Source organism: Cryobacterium sp. MDB1-18-1 (genome assembly GCF_004402735.1).
Taxonomy (GTDB): domain Bacteria; phylum Actinomycetota; class Actinomycetes; order Actinomycetales; family Microbacteriaceae; genus Cryobacterium; species Cryobacterium glucosi.
Window position 1 is genome coordinate 27,947 of record NZ_SOFR01000020.1, and the last position, 18,533, is coordinate 46,479.

The following is an 18,533-nucleotide window of genomic DNA, read 5'->3' on the forward strand; positions in this document are numbered from 1 at the left end:
TTTTGGTGCAGGCGGGTCGGCGGCCACTTGACAGGGCGCCACTGGCAATATCTAATATATTGCATGCCGGTTCCCGTTCCCGATGCGCTGCATCGACCAGCCTCCCTGCGCGACTATGCCTACGAGGCACTCCGCACCGCGATCGTCGACGGAACGCTCGCCCCCGGCGAGAAGCTTCGTGACGCCGAGCTCGAGTCCTGGCTCGGGGTCAGTCGCACGCCGATCCGCGAGGCCATCGCCCGGCTCGAAACCGCAGGTCTCGTTCGAACCGAGCGTGCCAGGCAGACCGTCGTCGCGCCGCTGGACGAACGGACGGCACTGAACGCGCAGGCGATCGCCGCAGCGCTCCACGAACTCGCCGCGCGCGAGGCGGTCGCCCAGCTCACCGCCGGGGACATCGCCGCGATGAAGGCGGCCAACGACCGGTTCCGGCTCGCCCTGGCGACGAACGACGTCGATGCCGCCATCGCCGCGGATGACGATTTCCACGACGTCGCGGTGCGCGCGAGCGCGAACCAGCTGCTGCCGGCACTGCTCGAGCAGGTCACGCCCACCCTGAGGCGCCTGGAACGCGCCCGGTTCTCCTCCCTTGCGGGGCGGGCATCCGTTGCCGACCACGAGCGCATCATCGGATTCTGCGCTGCCGGGCAAGCCGACCAAGCCGGCACGGCCGTACGCGAGAACTGGCTCACCCTCGGGCGGATGCTGGCCGCGACTGCCAACGTGACCCTGAACCCCTGAACCCCTGAACCCCTGAACCCCCACCCCGATCCAAAGGACCCCATGGCACTGCGCGATTTTCCCCGTCACCCGCTCACCTTCGGCCCGAGCCCCATTCACCCGCTCGACCGGCTCAGCGCCCACCTCGGTGGCGCCCGTGTCTGGGCCAAGCGTGAGGACGTGAACAGCGGCCTCGCTTTCGGCGGTAACAAGACCCGGAAGCTGGAGTACCTGATTCCGGAGGCCCTTGCCCAGGGTGCGGACACCCTCGTCTCCATCGGCGGCATCCAGTCCAACCACACCAGGCAGGTCGCCGCGGTCGCCGCCCACCTCGGCCTGAAGGCTGTTCTGGTGCAGGAGCAGTGGGTGGACTGGCCGGACAGCGTCAACGACCGGGTGGGCAACATCCTGCTCTCCCGGCTCACCGGTGCCGACGTGCGCATCTCATCCGAGGGGTTCGGAATCGGCTTCAAGGACTCGTGGACGCAGGCCATCGCCGACGTCGTGGCCGCGGGAGGAATCCCGTATCCGATCCCTGCTGGTGCCTCCGACCACCGACTGGGCGGACTCGGCTTCGCGAACTGGGCCCACGAAGTGGCCGCCCAGGAGAAAGAGCTCGGTGTGTTCTTCGACACGATCGTGGTCTGCAGCGTCACCGGGTCGACCCACGCGGGCATGATCGCCGGATTCGCCGACCTCGAGGCGAACTTCGGGGGTCGCAAGCGGCGCGTGCTCGGGATCGACGCATCCGCCACGATCGAGGCCACTCGCGACCAGGTCGCCCGCATCGCGCGCAACACGGCGGAACTGATCGGCGTGGGGCGTCCCATCACCGACGACGAGATCACCGTGCTCGAAGGCTGGGCGGGGAACTTCTACGGGATACCGGTGGAGTCGACGAATGCCGCCATCCGGCTCACGGCGAGCCTCGAGGGCGTCATCATCGACCCCGTCTACGAGGGAAAGTCGATGGCCGGACTGATCGACCTCGTCACGACGGGCGACATTGCCAGGGACGGCAACGTCCTCTACGCCCACCTCGGCGGCCAGCCGGCGATCAACGCATACAGCGCGCTGTATCACTGAGTCTCTGCCGGGACAGGGAGGTCGGCGCGGCTAGTTCAGGCCGCGCCGGTCGAGCAGCGGCTGGATGATCGCATCGCGCCCCCTGAAGTCCCGGTACGCCTCGAGCGGGTCGATGCCGCCCCCGCGAGCGAGCAGGCGTTCCCGGAACCGCTCACCGTTCTCCCTGGTCAGGCCGCCGTGCTCGGCGAACCAGGCGCCGGTGTCCGCGTCCTGCACCTCGCTCCAGATGTACGAGTAGTAGCCCGCGTCGTACCCGCCGGAGAAGGTGTGCGCGAAATAGGTGCTCGCGTACCGGGTCGGCACGGCGGGGTTGTCGAGGCCGGCGGCGGTGAGACAGGCGGCCTCGAAGGCGGCGACATCGGTGATCTCGGTGCCGGCATCCGCTTCGATGCCGTGCCAGGCCTGGTCGAGCAGTGCGGCGGCGAGGTATTCGCTCGTCGCGAAGCCCTCGTTGAAGGTCGCAGACGCGTGGATGCCCGCGACGACCTCCGGGGGCAGCGGCTCGCCGGTCTCCCGGTGGTGCGCATAGTTCGCGAGCACCTCCGGGTCGAAGCGCCACATCTCGTTGACCTGGCTCGGGAACTCGACGAAGTCCCGGTACACGTTCGTCCCGGCGAATTTCGGGTAGGTGACCCGTGCGAAAAGCCCGTGGAGGGCGTGCCCGAACTCGTGGAAGAGCGTGGTGACCTCGTCGAGGCTCAGCAGCGTGGCCTCCCCGGCGGCCGGCTGCGGCACATTGAGGTTGTTGCAGACGATCACGGGCGTGCCGAGCAGATCCGACTGCGAGACGAGGGCGTTCATCCACGCCCCGCCGCGCTTGGAATCCCGGGTGTACACGTCGAGGATGTACAGGCCGACGGGGGAGCCGTCCTCCTCGCACACTTCGAACACCCGCGCATCGGGGTGCCACGCGGCGAGCGAGGCACGTTCGGTGAAGGTCACCCCGTAGAGGCGCTGGGCGGCGTAGAAGACGCCGTCGCGCAGCACGCTCTCGAGCTCGAACCAGGGGCGCAGGGCGGCCGTGTCGACGTCGTACCTGGCCCGGCGCATCCGCTCGGAGTAGAACGCCCAGTCCCAGGCGGCGATGTCGAAGCCCTCCGCGAGGATCCCCGCAGCGACGTCGGCGTCGACGAGGGCCTGCAGTTCGGCCTGCTCGGCGCGCGCGTTGCGGGCGGCCGGAACCGCGAGCCGGTGCAGCAGGTCCCCGACGGCGGCGGGCGTCCTGGCGGTCTCGTCGGCCGTGACCGCGGCCGCGTGGGTCGCGAAGCCGAGCAGGCGGGCGCGTTCGGCGCGGAGGCGGGTGATCGACAGCACGAGGGCGCGGTTGTCGTGCTCTCCGCCACGGATGCCCCTGGCACGCGAGGCGGCGAGCAACCGTTCGCGCACGCCCCGGTTGGTGAGCAGCGCGAGGTAGGGGTGGCCGGTGAAGAGCACGAGGGTGATCACGAAACGGCCGGGCATGCCACGGTCGGTTGCGGCCTGGGCCGCGGCGGAGAGCTGGCCGGCAGAGAGACCGTCGAGCTCCGAAGCGTCGTCGACGACGAGGGCGAGGTCGTTGGTATCGGCGAGAAGGTTCTTCTCGAACCGGGTTGTGGCGACGGAGAGCCGCGTGTTGAAGTCGCGGAGCAGTGCCTTGTCTGCGTCGGACAGCCCGGCGCCGGCGAGGGTGAACTGGGTGAAATACCGCTCGAGGAGGTACCGGGTCTCCGGGTTGAGCCCGAGCTCGTCTGCGCGCGCGTGCAGGGCCGCGATGCGCGCGAAGAGCTCGGGGCGCAGCCGGATCGCGTCGGAGTGGGCCGCGAGCAGGGGAGCGAGCTCCTCCTCCAGGGCGATCGTGAACGGGCTGGAATCTGAGGAGCTCCGGTTGAAGAACACCGCGGCGACCCGGTCGAGCAACTGGCCGCTCCGTTCAAGCGCCAGCAGGGTGTTCGCGACGGACGGCTCCGCGGGGTCGGAACAGATCGTTTCGACCTCGGCGAGCTGCTCGGCCATGCCTTCGAGGAACGCGGGCCGGTAGTGCTCGTCGCGAATGGCGGCATACGGCGGGAGTTGGAACGGGAGCGTGCTCGGCCGGGCGAAGGGGTTGTGCTGGTCCATGCCTTAAACCTAGTTCCGAATTCAGGAGTACGACCCGCCAGTGGGGTGCCGGAGCCCGGATCAGTGCGGCGGATGCCGGCCCGCGGTGTCCTCCTCGATCCCGACTCCTGAATTCGGTACAGGTCCTAGGCTGTCAGCATGACCGCCGAGCAAACACGCGAGCCCGCACACTCCCAGCCGGAAAACAGGGACGCCGACCGCGTCGAGATCGCCCCGCACGGCGAGGCGATCCGCGACACCTATACGCACGGGCACCACGAGAGCGTGCTCCGCTCGCACACCTGGCGTACCGTCCTGAACTCGGCCGCGTACCTGATCCCGCACCTTACGCCGGGGCTGAGGGTCCTCGATGTCGGCTGCGGGCCTGGCACGATCACGGTCGACCTCGCGCGCCGGGTTTCTCCGGGCACGGTCACCGGCGTCGACGCCTCCGCTGCGATCGTCGCCCAGGCGGCCGGGCTCGCCGTCGACGAGGGTGTGCCCAACGTCGCCTTCCGGGTCGGCGATGTCTATGCCCTCGACGTCGCGGACGACAGCTTCGACCTCGTGCACGCGCACCAGGTGCTTCAGCACCTGGCCAACCCGGTCGCCGCCCTGAGGGAACTCCGCCGCGTGCTGAAACCGGGCGGCATCCTCGCCGCCCGCGATGTCGACTACGGCGGCGTGGCCTGGTACCCCAAGCTCCCCGGCCTCCAGTCCTGGATGACCGCCTACCGTGCGGTGCACTACTGGAACGGAGGTGATCCAGACGCCGGCCGCGCGCTCAAGGCCTGGGCCAGGCTTGCCGGCTTCGACGCGGTGACGAGCAGTGCGTCCATCTGGTGCTTCGCCACGGATGCCGAGCGCGACTGGTGGGGGGAATCCTGGGCCCTGCGCGCGACCGAGTCCGATTTCGCCGCGCACGCGATCGAATCCGGGGCCGCCGACCTCACCGACCTGCGCGCCATGTCCGCAGCCTGGCGGCAGTGGGCAGGCGACCCCGATGGCTGGTTCGGCATGCCGCACGGCGAGATCATCGCGGTCAAGTAGCTTTTGTCACCGAGCAGGGGACCTCAGGAAAAGTAGACTCGAGCGTGCCCTTCCTCGACCGCCTCCAGCACTGGGCCGCCCTGCAGCCGGACGCGAACGCCGTCACGATCGGTGCGGACCGGCTCAGCTACGCCGAACTCCAGGTCCGGTCGAGCCGCCGCGCCCGCGAACTGGCGGGGGAGTCGTCCGGCGGCCCGACCGTGCTCTGCCTGCCGAACGGTCTCGACTTCGTCGTGGACTTCGTCGCCGCGGTCGCGGGCGTGGGTACTGTCGCCGTGCTCGACCCGGACTGGCCGGCCCTGCAGCGCACGGCGATCGAGCGGATGCTGCGCGAGGCCGGCCCGACGCCGCTACCGGCGTCTTCATCGCGGGCGCCGACGACGCCACCGGCGCCAGCCGGCCTCCGCGACGGGCCAGCGGATTCGGTCTTCCTCTACGGCTTCACCTCGGGCACCACCGCGCTGCCCAAGGCTTTCACCCGCGGCAGGGACTCCTGGCAGCGGGCCTTCGCAGCGAGTTCCGCCTTGTTCGACCTCCGCGCCGACGACCGGGTCCTCGCCCCCGGACCGCTGTCGGCGAGCCTGACGCTCTACGCCCTCGCCGAGACCCTCTACGCGGGGGCTGCGTTCCACACCCTGCCGCACTTCGACGTCGGCGATGCCCTCGACTCCGTGGCACACGCCGGCGTGACCCGCATCGTCGCCGTCCCGACCGCGCTCCGAATGCTCGCCGAGCGGGGTTTGATCGCCGGCGTGGACGGAGGCGCGCTCACCGCGATCGTCAGCGCGGGCGCCCGGCTCGACGCCGCCACTCTCGCGAGTGTCCGGAACTGGGCGCCCCGAGCCACGGTCTTCGACTATTACGGCGCCGCGGAACTGAGCTTCGTCACCGCCAGGCGACTCCGTCCCGGTGAGGACCGGACCGAGTCGCCGACGGCCGTCGGCCGGCCGTTCCCCGGCGTCGACGTGCGCGTCCTCGATGACGCGGGCCGGGCATCCGCCCCCGGAGCCACCGGGACCATCGTCGTGCGCAGCCGCCTGGTCAGCGCAGGCTACGCCTGGGGCGACGACGGCACGGCGTTCGCCCGCGTCGCTGCTGACCAGACCGGCGAGTGGTGCACGGTCGGCGACCAGGGCCATCTCGACGACGCCGGCGAACTGCACTTCGAGGGCCGCCGGGCCGACATGATCGTCACCTCCGGTCACAACGTCTACCCGCAGGAGGTCGAGGCGACCCTCCTCACCGGCCTCGGCGGCTCCGCTGCAGGCGGGGCCGGAGCACAGGTCGTTGTGACCGGCCTCGCGGATGCCCGGCGCGGTACGCTGCTCGTCGCCGCGCTCCTCGAGGCACCCGACCCCGGCGCTGGGGCGTTCACCCTCGCCGACCTGCGGACGGCCGCGACCGGCCTCGCCCCGCCGAAACGCCCGCGCGCCTATTACCGGATCACGGACCTGCCCGTCACCCGGGCGGGCAAGGTCAGCCGGCGCCTGCTTGCCGACTGGATCACCGAAGGAGACCCCCGTGTCGAGCGCCTCGACTGAGCACACCGCCGCGGCTCCTGCCGCCGAACGCGAGCCCGTCATCCTCTGGGGTCGTCGCACGGCCTTCGGGCGAAGCGGCGGAGCCCTGTCCCTGATCACCGCCGACCGGCTGCTCGCCCCCGTGCTCTCCGCGGTCGTCGCCGACCTCGGCCTCGATCCCGCGCACATCGACGACGTGATCATCGGGAACGCCACGGGCGGCGGCGGGAACCTCGCCCGCCTCGCGCTGCTCGAGGCCGGATTCCCGGTGAGCGTGCCAGGCCTGACCGTCGACCGGCAGTGCGGGTCCGGGCTGGAGGCGATCGTGCTCGCCTGCCGCCTCGTCGCCGCGGGCGCCGGCAGCCTCTACCTGGCCGGCGGTGTCGAGAGCTGCAGCACCGCGCCCCTCCGCGCGCACCGCGTGAGTTCGGCGCCGGGGGAGCCGGACTTCTTCGATCGCGTCCGGTTCGCGCCGGATTCGGTCGGCGACCCCGACATGGGCGTCGCCGCCGAGAACGTGGCCGCGCACTTCGGAATCGGCAGGGAACGCCAGGACGCCTTCGCCGCCCGCAGCCACCGTCTCGCCGTCGCCGCCGCGGGTGCGGGAGCGTTCGAGGCAGAGATCGTCGGGATCGCCGGCATCGACGGGACGGGCGGACGCGTCACGGCCGACGAAGGCCCCCGCCCGAAGCTCGACGCTGCCCTGCTCCGCCGCTTCCCAGCGGCCTTCCGCCCGGGCGGAACGGTCACGGCCGGCAATTCCTGCGCAGACGCCGACGGCGCCGTGGTCGTGCTCGTCACGAGCAGGGCCCGCGCGATGGACCTCCTGGCGAGAGGCTCATTCCAGGCCGGAACGGGCAGCCCCGGCTTCCTCACCTTCGTCGACGCCGTCCCGGCCGGAACCGACCCCAACCTGCTCGGTGCCGGCGGCGGCGAGGCAGGCAGGTCCCTGCTCGCGCGCACGGGCATCCCTGCCGAGGCCCTCGCTCGCGTCGAGATCGTCGAAGCCTTCGCGGCCCAGGTGCTCGCCTCCCTCGACCTGATCGACGTGCCGGAGGACAGAGCCAACCGGCAGGGCGGCGCGCTCGCCCTCGGGCACCCGTTCGGCGCATCCGGTGCCCTGATCGTGCTGCGGCTTCTGGCACAGTCCCGCGCCGACGGTGTCGAGGGGGCGGATTCCCCGAAGGGGGCGGATGCCCCGAAGGGGGCGCACGCCCTCGCCATGGTCAGCATCGCCGGCGGTCTCGGGCTCGCGGCGCTCTTCCGCTGGGAGGGCGCGCCCGGCTAGGGGTTCGTTCGTCTGAGGGCTCTTCCGCTGGGCGACAGGGCAGGCCAGTATGAAGCTGCAGACGCACGGGCGACGGGAGGACACATGGCCAGGCTGATCTACTCGGGCATCACGTCGCTCGACGGGTACACAGCGGATGCCGCCGGTGATTTCGACTGGGCGACGCCCGACGAGGAGGTGCACGCCTTCATCAACGCCCTCGAACGCAAGATCGGCACCTACCTGTACGGACGCAGGATGTACGAGACGATGGCGTTCTGGGAGACCGCGAGAGAACTCGTCGATCCGCCCGACGTGGTGCGGGAGTACACCGATATCTGGCAGGCCGCCGAAAAGGTCGTCTACTCGCACAACCTCGCGGCGGTCACGACGACGCGGACGCGCATCGAGCGCTCCTTCGACGCCGCCGAGGTACGCAGCCTCGTCGCGGACAGCAGGCTGAGCGTGTCCATCGGCGGTCCTGGGCTCGCCGCGCACGCGCTCAAGGCGGGCGTTGTCGATGAGATCCACCGTTTCGTGACGCCGATCATCGTCGGCGGCGGCACCCGGTTCCTGCCGGAGCACCTGAGGATGCCGCTCGAGCTCCGGGGTGAACGACGATTCCGAAACGGAATGGTGTACCTGCGGTATGTCGTGCCGCAGGCCTGATCCGCGGGCCCGGCGGCCCGGCCCCTGCCGCCGGGATCCGGGGGCGGGCGACCGGTCGTGACCCGGCAGAAGCGCCAGCGGCTGCTGATCGCGCTTGTCCAGGTCCTGGCCATGTCCGCCTGGTTCTCCGCGTCCGCGGTCGTTCCTGCGCTCAGGCTGGAGTGGAATATCTCGACGGTCGACGCGGTCTGGCTGACGGCATCCGTGCAGCTCGGTTTCGTGGTCGGCGCCGTCCTGTCCGCGGTCCTGAACGCGGCGGACCGGATACCGCCCCAGCTGTTGATGGCTGGGTGCGCGCTGGGCACCGCCGGGTGCATTCTCGCGTTCACCGCGACGGCGACGGACCTCGCGACGGCGCTCCTCCCGCGCTTCCTGACCGGTGCGCTGCTGGCGGGCGTGTACCCGGTCGGGATGAAACTCACGGCGTCCTGGGCGCCGTCCCTGGCCAGGGGGCGGGCCTTCGGCCTGATGATCGCGGCCCTGACCCTCGGCTCAGCACTGCCGCACCTCGTCCGCGGACTGCCCGATCTGGCGTGGCGGGACGTGATGAACGTCTCCGCGGTTCTCGCCGCCGTCGCCGCGGTCGTTGCGGCGCTCCTGATCCGGTCGGGCCCGCACGGTTCGTCCGGGAGCGCCCCGATCAACCCGCGGTACGCCGTGGACATGTTCAGGGACAGACGTTCTCGCCTGGCCAATTTCGGCTACTTCGGCCACATGTGGGAGTTGTTCGCGCTCTGGACCTGGCTGCCCGCCTTCGTTCGCGCCGGCCGGTCGGCGGCGGGAGAGTCCGTGGCGGCCTGGGACACACTCGTCATCTTTCTCGTGATCGGGGTGGCCGGTGCGTCCGGCGCCCTGCTGGGCGGGTGGGCGGCCGACCGATACGGTCGCGGTACTGCGGGTGCCGGAGCCCTGATCGTCAGCGGCAGCTGTGCCCTCGCCTCTCCGCTGTTCTTCACTGCGGCGCCGGTGACCCTCGTCATCGTCCTGGCGGTGTGGGGCGCATCCGTCATCGCCGATTCCGGCGTCTTCTCCACTTCGCTCAGCGAGTCCGCCGATCCGCGCTACGTGGGCACGGCATTGACCGTCCAGACGGCCATCGGCTTCCTGATCACAGTCGTCACGATCCAGGTCGTCCCGGTGCTCGCCGGACTCGTGGGCTGGCAGTACGCCCTGCTGGTCCTGGTGCCCGGTCCCATCCTGGGCGCCGCCGCGATGATCCGTCTCGCCCTCTCGGCGGGACCGGACCGGCCGGGCGCGACGGAACCGGTAATCCCGCGCGACTGATACCCGCGGGACCTCCGGGTCTAGATCCAGTCCTCGTCGTCCTCGACCTCGATCGAGGGCTGCGTGATCGTTGCGCTGTCGTCGACCGCGTTGTAGCGGATGACGGTGCCGTCATCGAGCTCGATCACCGGCTTGGCCTCGAGCCAGGTCAGCGTCCAACGCCACGAATCCGTACCGTCCTTCGGGGCGACAGTGAGGTCCTGCTCGACCGTGCTGACCGCGAGGAGGACGACCTCGGGCAGACCGGACGGCGCCGTGCCGCCGAACGACCAGCGGGTTCCCAGCTGCATCGGGCTCAGAGCTCGATCTCGTAGGTGACCCAGTCGGTGCGGGTGCCGACGTCGTCGTAGAGACGCTGGGCGGTCTCGTTGTCCGCTGCGGTGATCCACTGCACGGTCGTGAGCTTGTGCTCGGCCGCGTAGTCCTTGGCGAACTCGATCAGCGAACGGCCGACGCCGCCCGTACGGTGCTCCGGCACGACGAACAGGTCGTCGATGAAGAGACCGCGGGTGGCGCTGAGCGTGTTCGGCACCTCCCGGTAGTGCGCGAAGCCCACGAAGTCGCCGTCGTCACTGACTGCGACCGCGCCGTTCAGCACGTGGTTCCGATCGATGATCCAGCTCCAGACGCGGAGGGCCTTCTCATCGGTCAGTTCGCTCTTGTAGAACTCGCTGTAGCCCTCGAAGAGGCCCAGCCAGGCGAAAAAGTCCTTGTCGCCCAATGCTCGTACGTGAATAGCCATCTGGTTCTCCCTAACTCTCCGACACCGTGGCGAGCACGATTTCCGTGACTGCCAACTCGCCGCCTTCGACAAAAACCAATTCCGAGATCCGGCCGACAGCCTGCAGATCTGCGGCAGCCTGCGCGAGCAGGGCAACCTCTGCAGCCGTACCGCTAATTACAGCAGATGCGACGTCGGTTTTCTGGGACGCTTTCGCATCCGTCTTTCCGCGCCGGATGCCGGTGAGCGCGCGACTGGACAGCTCGAGCAGTGCGGGGTTCCCCCCTGAACCTGCGGCGAGGTCTGCCGCGACGGGCCAGGCGGCCCGGTGCACGGATCCCTCGTTGGACCAGGACCACGCCTCTTCGGTCGCGAACGGCACGAACGGGGCGAACAGACGGAGCAGGGTCGACAGTGCGGTGCGGAGCGCCGCGACGGCCGAGGCCTGCCCGGCGCCGGCTTCGCCGTACGCGCGTTCCTTGACGAGCTCGAGGTGGTCGTCGCAGAACGTCCAGAAGAAGCTCTCGGTGACCTCGAGGGCGCGGGCGTGGTCGTAGCTGTCGAACGCGGTCGTCGCCTGGGCGACGACACTCGTGAGGCGGGCGATCATGCTGCGGTCGAGGGGCTCGGTGATCGCGGCGTCCGCTGCCCCGTCGAAGCCGAGGATGAACTTCGACGCGTTCAGGATCTTGATCGCGAGGCGACGGCCGATCTTGATCTGCGTCGGGTTCTTGGGGTCGAAGGCCGCGTCGGTGCCGAGGCGCGAGGAGGCGGCCCAGTAGCGCACGGCATCCGAACCGTGCTGCACGAGCATGTCGGCGGGGGTGACGACGTTGCCCTTGGACTTCGACATCTTCTTGCGGTCGGGGTCGACGATGAACCCGGACAGGGCCGCGTGCTTCCACGGGGACCGGCCGTCCTCGAGTTCGGCGCGGAGCAGGGTGGAGAACAGCCAGGTGCGGATGATGTCCTGGCCCTGCGGGCGGAGCGAGTACGGGTAGACGAGATCGAAGAGCTGTGGGTCGCGCTCCCAGCCGCCGGCGAGCTGCGGGGTGAGCGAGGACGTCGCCCAGGTATCCATCACGTCGACCTCGCCGACGAAACCGCCGGCCTGGCCGCGCTGGGTGCTTGCGTACCCCGGCGCGGTGTCGGAAGAGGGGTCGACCGGGAGCTGGTCGCGGGTGGCGACGATCGGCTGGTCGAAGACCGGGTTCGCGTCGGCATCCAGCGGGTACCAGACCGGAAGCGGAACTCCGAAGAAGCGCTGGCGGGAGACGAGCCAGTCGCCGGTGAGGCCGTTGACCCAGTTGTCGTAGCGGACCTTCATGAATTCGGGGTGCCACTGCAGGTCGGCGCCGTGCGAGAGCAGGCGGGACCGGAGTGCCTCGTCGCGCGCTCCGTTACGGATGTACCACTGGCGGGTCGACACGATCTCGAGGGGCTTGTCGCCCTTCTCGAAGAACTTGACCGGGTGCACGATCGGCTTCGGTTCGCCGATCATGTCGCCGCTCGCCGTGAGAAGGGCGACGACGGCCTGCTTGGCCGAGAAAACGGTCTTTCCGGCGAGCTCGGCATACGCGGCGATTCCGGCTTCGCTCGTGATGACCTCGGGCGCCTCGGCGATGATGCGGCCGTCGAAGCCCATGATCGCGCGGTTCGGCAGGTCGAGTTCCCGCCACCAGACCACGTCGGTCACGTCGCCGAAGGTGCAGATCATCGCGATGCCGCTGCCCTTGTCCTTCTGGGCGAGGTGGTGGGCGAGGATAGGAACTTCGACGTCGAAGAGCGGGGTGCGCACGGTCGTGCCGAAGAGGTGCTTGTAGCGCTCGTCGTCCGGATGCGCGACGAGGGCCACGCAGGCCGGCAGCAACTCGGGCCGGGTGGTCTCGATCTCGATCGTGGAACCGTCGGGCTTGCGGAAGGAGACCCGGTGGTACGCGGCGGGCATGTCCTTGTCCTCGAGCTCGGCCTGCGCGACGGCCGTGCGGAAGGTGACGTCCCAGAGGGTCGGCGCCATGGCCTGGTAGGCCTCGCCGCGGGCGACGTTGCCGAGGAAGGCGAGCTGGGAGGATGCGATCGAGTGAGAACCGATCGTGCGGTAGGTCTGGGTCCAGTCGACGCTCAGGCCGAGGTCGCGCCAGAGCGCTTCGAACTGCTTCTCGTCTTCGAGGGTGAGGCGTTCACAGAGTTCGATGAAGTTGCGGCGGCTGATCGGGACCTGGTCGGCGGCCTTGGTGCTCTTGCCGTCGCCGCCCTCGAAGGGCGCGGTGAAGTCGGGGGCATACGGCAGCGACGGGTCGCAGCGCACGCCGTAGTAGTTCTGCACCCGGCGTTCGGTCGGCAGGCCGTTGTCGTCCCAGCCCATCGGGTAGAACACGTCGCGGCCGCGCATCCGCTGGAAGCGGGCGACGACGTCGGTGTGCGTGTACGAAAACACGTGGCCGATGTGCAGTGAGCCGGACGCGGTCGGCGGGGGAGTGTCGATGGAGAAGATGTTCGCCCTGGTCGCGGAGTCGCGGTCGAAGCGGTACGTGCCCTCGGTGTCCCAGGTGCCGCCCCATTTGTTCTCGAGGCCCTCGAGGGCTGGCTTGTCCGGAACGTTCGGGATCGTCATGGTTCTCCGATTCACTGTCTGCGGCACCGTGTCTGCGGTGAGGTGCCTGAATATTGGCCTAACCCAACCTACCCGATGCCCCGTTCACCGGCGATTCGGGGGGGGGTCAGGGGGCGGGCAGGCGCGGCACGGCGTCGAGCAGGCGCCGGGTGTACGGATGCGCCGGCGCGGCGAAGACCTGCTCCGTCGGGCCGGTCTCGACGACCGATCCGTTCTCGATGACGACGATCCGGTCGCTGACGTGCTGCACGACGCCGAGGTCGTGCGAGATGAACACGAGACTCAGGCCGAGGTCGCGCTGCAGCTCGTCGAGGAGGTCGAGCACCTGGGCCTGCACGGTCATGTCGAGCGCGGACACCGGTTCGTCGCAGATCAGGACCTGCGGCCGCTTCGCGAGGGCGCGCGCGATGCCGACCCGCTGTCGTTGGCCGCCGGAGAGCTCGAGCGGGCGGCGGCCGAGCACGGCCGCGCCGAGCCCGACCCGGTCGAGGAGCTCGACCGACCGGTCCGCGGCACCGGCGGCGTCGCGGAGGACGGCGCCGACGGTGAGCCGCGGGTCGAAGGAGGCCAGGGCGTCCTGGTAGACGGCGCCGAGCGCCGGTCGCATCGGTCGGCGGGCGCGTTCGGTGATCCCGGTCCAGGTCTCGCCGAGCACCCGGACCTCGCCGGCGTCCGGGGACTCGAGCGCGAGCAGCAGCCGGGCCAGCGTGGTCTTGCCCGAACCGGACTCACCGACGATGCCGAGCGTCGTGCCGCGGTCGAGCGTGAAGGACACGTCGTTGACGGCGAACAGCCGGCTCCGGTCGGGCATCCGGAAGCTCTTGACGAGCCCGGAAGCCTCGAGCACGACGCGATCGGCGACCGCGGGAACGGCAGCAGGAACGGCCCCAGGAACGACACCGGGTGCCGGCCGGTTCGGCCGGTCCTGCGCCGAGAGCCGGGCTCCTCGGGGCTGCCCGGCCGGGACCGCGGCGATCATCCGCCGGGTCTCGTCGTGCCGAGGGTCGTCGAGGAGCGCGCGGGTCGTGCCGGTCTCGACGATCCGGCCGCCGCTCATCACCGCGACGCGGTCGGCGATCCGGCTGACGACGGCGAGGTCGTGGCTGATCAGCACGAGGGCCGTCCCTGCGTTCAGCAGAGCCTCGAACAGGTCGAGGATCCTGGCCTGCACGGTCACGTCGAGGGCCGTCGTCGGTTCGTCGGCGATGAGCAGGGGCGGCCGCAGCGCGATCGCCGATGCGATCAGGGCGCGTTGGCGCTGGCCGCCGGAGAGTTCACCGGAACGCTGGCCGGCCCGGAGCTCGCCGTCGGGAAGCCAGACCTCGGCGAGGAGCTCGAGCACCCGGCGAGCCCGCGCGGCCGCAGAGAGGTTCGTGTGCAGCCGCAGAGTGTCACCGATCTCGCGCCCGATCGGCCGCAGCGGGTCGAGCGACACGAGCGCGTCCTGGAGCACGAGTCCCACGTCCCTGCCGCGCCTCCGCCGCCAGGCGTTCTCGCTCAGACCGAACACGGATGTCCCGCCGACGCTCAGCTCGTCGGCGTGCAGCCACGATCCGGTCCCGGCCAGGCCGAGCAGGCTGCGCGCCGTGAGGCTCTTCCCCGAACCGGATTCGCCGACGATCGCGAGGCATTCCCCGGGAGCGACCTCCAACGACACGTCGTCGACAAGGGGATCCCGTCCGGGTGTACTTCCGAAACCGACGCTCAGCCCGCGGACCAGCAGGGCCGGCGCGCCGGCATCCGCCCGCGCCCCCGTCACGCGTGCCTCAGCCGTCGCTCGATCGCGCGCCCGAGAACGGTCGCGGAGATCGCGGTGAGCACGACGAAGAGTCCGGGGAAGAAACTCATCCAGACGGCGGTGTTCAGGTAGGTGCGCCCGGCCGAGAGCATCGCGCCCCATTCCGCGGCGGGCGGTTTGGCGCCGAGGCCGAGGTAGCTGAGCGCCGCCGCCCAGATGATGGCCTGGCCGATGCCCAGGGTGCCGAGCACGAGGAGCGGTGCGAGCGTGTTCGGGAGGATGTGCCGCACGAGGATCCGGGTGCGGCTGCGACCGAGAACGGTCGCGGCCTCGACGAAGGCCGAGGATCGCACGGAGACGAGCTGGGCGCGGATGATGCGTGCGTAGCCGGGCGCGGTCGCGAGACCGACGGCGAGGGTCGCCGTCGCCGGCCCCGGCCCGAAGACCATGATGAACAGCAGGGCGAGCAACAGGCCGGGGAACGCGAACATGACCTCGAGCAGTCGGTTCACGGTGAAGTCCACGATCGAACCGAGCATGCCGGCGATGATCCCGAGCACGGCCCCGAGGCCGAGGCCGATCAGTGTCGCCGCCACGCCGATCTGGAGCGAGCCCCCGGTGCCGTGGCTGACCCGGGTGTAGACGTCGCGCCCGGATTCGTCCGTGCCGAACCAGTGCGCCGACGAGGGGGGCTGGAACGCCGCGCGCGGGTCGATCGCGAGCGGGTCTCCCGGCGCCACGAGGCCGGGTGCGAAGGCGGCAAGGAGCAGGAACAGCACAAAACCGGCGGCGAGGACCTCGGTGAGGCCGACCCGACCGCCGAACCGCGTGCCGAACCTCGTGCCGAGGCCCCTTCCCGTCTGGCGCCGCGCCGCAGCCCCGGCGAGGCCGGCCTGGATCTCGAGGTCGCTCATGCGCGCCGCAGCCTCGGGTCGGCGATCCGCTGGGCGACATCGGTCAGAAGGGTCATCAGGATGTAAGCGGCGGCGACGAACAGCACGACACCGATCACGACAGGCACGTCCCGCACCGTGACGGCGTTCAGCAGGGTGCGGCCGAGTCCCGGCCTGGCGAAGATCGTCTCGACGACGACGGCCCCGCTGATCAGCGAACCGAACGCCCAGCCGGAGAGGCTGATCCCGGGCAGGCTCGCGTGCCGCAGCACGTGCACCCGGCGGATGCCGCCCTCACTTTCCCCCCTGGCCCGCGCGGAGACGACGAACGGGGCTTCGAGCGCCGTGAGCATCGACTCCCGCATGAGCTGGCCGAGGAAACCGGCGAGCGGGATGGCGAGGGTCAGCACGGGCAGCACGAGTCCGGCAGGGCCTGGGGTGCTGACCGGCGGCAGCACGCCGAGCCAGCTGCTGAACACCACGATGAGCGCGCTCGCGAGCCAGAAGTGCGGCAGGGCGGCCGCGCCGATTTCGAGGCCGGAACCGAGCATCCGCCCCCAGCGGCCTGCGCGGGTGGAGAACAGGGCGAGGCCGATCGCGAACAGCCACGCGAGCAGCAGGGAGAGCACGGCGAGAAGCAGGGTGCCACCGAGCTGCCCGAGCAGGAGCGGCGCGACGGGGACGCGGAGCGCGTACGAACGGCCGAGGTCGCCCGTGACGAGGCGGCCGAGCTCGGCGACGTACTGCACAGGGAGCGGCTGGTCGAGGCCGTACTGGGCCCGCACCGCCGCGAGCGCTTCCGGCGAGGTCTGCGATCCCGGTCCGCCGAGCACGGCCTCCGCCGGGTCGCCGGGGACGAGCCGCATCGCGAAGAAGGTGACGGTCGCGACGAGCCAGAGCACGAGGACGGCCCCGCCGAGCCGGGCCATCGCTCGCAGCAGGGCTCGACGCGGCAGGGCGCGCCGCAGTACGGCCGGCCGGGAGAGGCCGGCCGGGTGGGCTCCGGTTACCGGTTCAGCCACGCGTCGTAGAACGTGGGCGTCGACACCGTCGGCATCGCCCGGGTGCCCGAGACGACGGAGGAGAGCAGGTAATGGTTCTGCTGGTCGTACAGCGGCAGCACGTAGAAGCCCTCGAGGACACGGTTCTGCGCCTGGGCGTACAGTGCGGCGCGCTGGGGTGCATCCGCCGTCTGGGAGGCCTCGGTCAGCCAGGCGTCGACCTCGGGGTCGTTGACCTGGGCGTGGTTGGCGAAGTACCCGCTCGGGGCCGGCACGATGCCGGCCGAGTCGAAGAGGGTGCGGAGCACGTCGGGGCCCACCTTCGTGTACGGCGCGCTCACCGCATCATAGGAGTTCGAACCGAGGGCGGTGTACCAGGCCGACAGGTCGAGCGGCGAGAGCACCACGTCGAAGCCCACGGCCTTCGCGGTCGCCTGCAGCTGCTCGAACAGGGACTGCTCCGCCGGGATCGACTGGTTGGTGCTCACCGGGAAGACGACGGACAGGCGCACGCCGCCCTTCGTGCGGTACCCGTCGGAGTCCCGACCGGTCCAGCCGGCCTCGTCGAGAAGGGTGGCGGCGGCCTCGGGGTCGTAGCCGAACAGGTCCGGCCGGGACACCCCGAGCGGCTCGATGCTCGAGAGCGCCGAGAACGAGCGGGTCGCCGTGCCCTGGAACAGGCTCGCAACCGCGGAGTCGACGTCGGAGGCACGGACGAAGGCCTCGCGCACGAGCGGGTCGTTGAACGGGGCCCTGCCCGAGTTCAGCTCGATCCGGTTGGATGCGCCAGGCCGGGGCGCGCCGAGGTGGCGGATGGTGCTGCTCTTCCCGGCCTGCACGATGGTGTCCGGCTGGGCGTTGTCGATCACGTCGACGGCGCCGGACTGCAGGGCGGCGTAGCGGGAGGCCGAGTCGGGGATGAACCGCCAGACGATGGAGTCGAGGTAGGCGGGCCCGGTGTGGGCGGCGTCGGCAGGCGGGGAGGTGTACGCGTCGTTCCTGACGAGGGTGATCGCGTCCTGCTTGACCCAGGAGGCGACCGTGAACGGACCGGTCCCGACCGGGGCCGCGCAGTTCTCGTCCTGGCTGCGGGCGAGCGCCGTCGGCGACTCCATCGCGAGCCACGGCTGGCTGAGTGACTCGAGCAGGGCACTGTCTGGTTCGCTCAGGGTCAGGCGCACCACGGTGGGGGAGACGACGGATGTGGACACCACCTTCCGCACGGCGAGGTAGCCGGTCGACGATCCCGTCTTCGGGTCCTGCACGTGCGCGATGTTCGCCTGCACGGCCGCCGCGTCGAAGGGCGTCCCGTCGGTGAAGGTCACGTTCTCGCGGAGGGTGATGTCCCAGGCGAGGCCGTCGGCGCTCTGCGACCAGCTCGACGCGAGCCACGGGATGATCGTGCCCGCGCTGTCGCGGGAGACGAGCGACTCGAGGAACTGGGTGCCGACGAGGGCCTGCGGATAGTTGCCGCCGACGTGCGGGTCGAGGCACGTCGGTTCGGCGTCGCCGGAGGCGTAGTTGAGCGTGCCGCCGGAGACGGGAGCGGTGCTCTCCGTGGCCTGCGGGGATGCGGAACACCCGGTCAGGAGCAGGGCGAGGGTGGCGACGGCGACGAGCGAACGCGGCACGCGGGAGTGGTGAACCAGAGGGGGCATGGGGAAGGAATCTCTCTCGGCGTAGCGGGGCCGGGCCGGGTCCCATCGTAAAACATCACGGTCCGGCCCGAAATTCCCGTAAGTATCGCTCCGACGGGATAGAATTGCGCTCGCATGACAGTGATCCGGCCATCACCGGTGAGTCTTCGGAAGAACGGGAACCGTCGCAAGGCGGACCCCTGGTAGAACCGAACGGGTCGGGCCCGTCACAGCCTCTGAACAAGCGGTCGTCACAG

Annotated in this window: 15 protein-coding genes; 7 read left to right on the forward strand and 8 right to left on the reverse strand. The window is 70.4% G+C overall.

What is annotated here, in order from left to right:
• Positions 1–63: 63 nt before the first annotated feature.
• Both E3O50_RS05595 and E3O50_RS05600 read left to right on the forward strand, forming a co-directional pair.
• Positions 64–741 (forward strand): GntR family transcriptional regulator, encoded by a 678-nt coding sequence (locus E3O50_RS05595; protein WP_134559783.1) that lies wholly within the window; start codon positions 64–66, stop codon positions 739–741.
• Between the two features lie 42 nt (positions 742–783).
• Positions 784–1,806 (forward strand): 1-aminocyclopropane-1-carboxylate deaminase, encoded by a 1,023-nt coding sequence (locus tag E3O50_RS05600; RefSeq protein WP_134559784.1) that lies wholly within the window; start codon positions 784–786, stop codon positions 1,804–1,806.
• Between the two features lie 30 nt (positions 1,807–1,836).
• Here E3O50_RS05600 and E3O50_RS05605 read toward each other — a convergent pair whose 3' ends face one another.
• Positions 1,837–3,903 carry a M3 family metallopeptidase gene (locus tag E3O50_RS05605; protein ID WP_134559785.1) on the reverse strand — a complete coding sequence of 689 codons (2,067 nt, stop codon included), beginning with the start codon at positions 3,901–3,903 and terminating at the stop codon, positions 1,837–1,839.
• 138 nt (positions 3,904–4,041) lie between these two features.
• On the opposite strand from E3O50_RS05605, the gene E3O50_RS05610 reads away from it, so the two are divergent.
• The 5 genes from E3O50_RS05610 to E3O50_RS05630 all read left to right on the forward strand — a co-directional run bounded on the left by E3O50_RS05610 (position 4,042) and on the right by E3O50_RS05630 (position 9,672).
• A complete protein-coding gene (locus E3O50_RS05610; RefSeq protein WP_134559786.1) occupies positions 4,042–4,932 on the forward strand; it encodes a methyltransferase domain-containing protein in 891 nt (296 codons plus the stop codon).
• A gap of 44 nt (positions 4,933–4,976) precedes the next feature.
• Complete coding sequence (locus tag E3O50_RS19595) at positions 4,977–6,473, forward strand: AMP-binding protein (protein WP_241975421.1); 1,497 nt, start codon at positions 4,977–4,979, stop codon at positions 6,471–6,473.
• Positions 6,454–7,740 (forward strand): thiolase family protein, encoded by a 1,287-nt coding sequence (locus E3O50_RS05620; RefSeq protein WP_241975422.1) that lies wholly within the window; start codon positions 6,454–6,456, stop codon positions 7,738–7,740. Before E3O50_RS19595 ends, E3O50_RS05620 begins: the two co-directional genes overlap by 20 nt.
• Before the next feature lie 84 nt (positions 7,741–7,824).
• A complete protein-coding gene (locus E3O50_RS05625) occupies positions 7,825–8,388 on the forward strand; it encodes a dihydrofolate reductase family protein (protein WP_134447906.1) in 564 nt (187 codons plus the stop codon).
• Between the two features lie 57 nt (positions 8,389–8,445).
• Positions 8,446–9,672, forward strand: coding sequence for an MFS transporter (locus tag E3O50_RS05630; protein ID WP_198413425.1), 1,227 nt, complete (start codon positions 8,446–8,448; stop codon positions 9,670–9,672).
• A 20-nt stretch (positions 9,673–9,692) separates the two neighbouring features.
• Here E3O50_RS05630 and E3O50_RS05635 read toward each other — a convergent pair whose 3' ends face one another.
• The 7 genes from E3O50_RS05635 to E3O50_RS05665 form a co-directional block, all read right to left on the reverse strand.
• On the reverse strand, positions 9,693–9,962 hold the full coding sequence (locus tag E3O50_RS05635) for a hypothetical protein (protein WP_134559790.1): 270 nt from the start codon (positions 9,960–9,962) through the stop codon (positions 9,693–9,695).
• A 5-nt stretch (positions 9,963–9,967) separates the two neighbouring features.
• Positions 9,968–10,414 (reverse strand): GNAT family N-acetyltransferase, encoded by a 447-nt coding sequence (locus E3O50_RS05640; RefSeq protein ID WP_134447910.1) that lies wholly within the window; start codon positions 10,412–10,414, stop codon positions 9,968–9,970.
• Positions 10,415–10,424: 10 nt separating this feature from the next.
• The gene (gene valS, locus E3O50_RS05645; protein WP_134559791.1) at positions 10,425–13,007 is read right to left on the reverse strand and encodes a valine--tRNA ligase; all 2,583 of its coding nucleotides are present in this window, start codon (positions 13,005–13,007) and stop codon (positions 10,425–10,427) included.
• A 106-nt stretch (positions 13,008–13,113) separates the two neighbouring features.
• Entirely contained in the window at positions 13,114–14,766 is a 1,653-nt protein-coding gene (locus E3O50_RS05650; RefSeq protein WP_198417053.1) for an ABC transporter ATP-binding protein, read from the reverse strand.
• On the reverse strand, positions 14,763–15,659 hold the full coding sequence (locus E3O50_RS19450) for an ABC transporter permease (RefSeq protein WP_134447916.1): 897 nt from the start codon (positions 15,657–15,659) through the stop codon (positions 14,763–14,765). Before E3O50_RS19450 ends, E3O50_RS05650 begins: the two co-directional genes overlap by 4 nt.
• Positions 15,656–16,567, reverse strand: a complete 912-nt coding sequence (locus E3O50_RS05660; protein WP_134448106.1) for an ABC transporter permease — start codon at positions 16,565–16,567, stop codon at positions 15,656–15,658. Before E3O50_RS05660 ends, E3O50_RS19450 begins: the two co-directional genes overlap by 4 nt.
• A gap of 77 nt (positions 16,568–16,644) precedes the next feature.
• Complete coding sequence (locus tag E3O50_RS05665) at positions 16,645–18,297, reverse strand: ABC transporter substrate-binding protein (RefSeq protein ID WP_134559792.1); 1,653 nt, start codon at positions 18,295–18,297, stop codon at positions 16,645–16,647.
• Between the last annotated feature and the right edge of the window lie 236 nt (positions 18,298–18,533).

What these genes read in the sequence shown, in the direction of transcription:
- E3O50_RS05595 (WP_134559783.1), top strand. Translation starts at nt 64, where the DNA reads ATGCCGGTTCCCGTTCCCGATGCGCTGCATCGACCAGCCTCCCTGCGC.
- E3O50_RS05600 (WP_134559784.1), top strand. Translation starts at nt 784, where the DNA reads ATGGCACTGCGCGATTTTCCCCGTCACCCGCTCACCTTCGGCCCGAGC.
- E3O50_RS05605 (WP_134559785.1), bottom strand. Translation starts at nt 3,903, where the DNA reads ATGGACCAGCACAACCCCTTCGCCCGGCCGAGCACGCTCCCGTTCCAA.
- E3O50_RS05610 (WP_134559786.1), top strand. Translation starts at nt 4,042, where the DNA reads ATGACCGCCGAGCAAACACGCGAGCCCGCACACTCCCAGCCGGAAAAC.
- E3O50_RS05625 (WP_134447906.1), top strand. Translation starts at nt 7,825, where the DNA reads ATGGCCAGGCTGATCTACTCGGGCATCACGTCGCTCGACGGGTACACA.
- E3O50_RS05635 (WP_134559790.1), bottom strand. Translation starts at nt 9,962, where the DNA reads ATGCAGCTGGGAACCCGCTGGTCGTTCGGCGGCACGGCGCCGTCCGGT.
- E3O50_RS05640 (WP_134447910.1), bottom strand. Translation starts at nt 10,414, where the DNA reads ATGGCTATTCACGTACGAGCATTGGGCGACAAGGACTTTTTCGCCTGG.
- valS (WP_134559791.1), bottom strand. Translation starts at nt 13,007, where the DNA reads ATGACGATCCCGAACGTTCCGGACAAGCCAGCCCTCGAGGGCCTCGAG.
- E3O50_RS19450 (WP_134447916.1), bottom strand. Translation starts at nt 15,659, where the DNA reads ATGAGCGACCTCGAGATCCAGGCCGGCCTCGCCGGGGCTGCGGCGCGG.
- E3O50_RS05660 (WP_134448106.1), bottom strand. Translation starts at nt 16,567, where the DNA reads ATGGCCCGGCTCGGCGGGGCCGTCCTCGTGCTCTGGCTCGTCGCGACC.
- E3O50_RS05665 (WP_134559792.1), bottom strand. Translation starts at nt 18,297, where the DNA reads ATGCCCCCTCTGGTTCACCACTCCCGCGTGCCGCGTTCGCTCGTCGCC.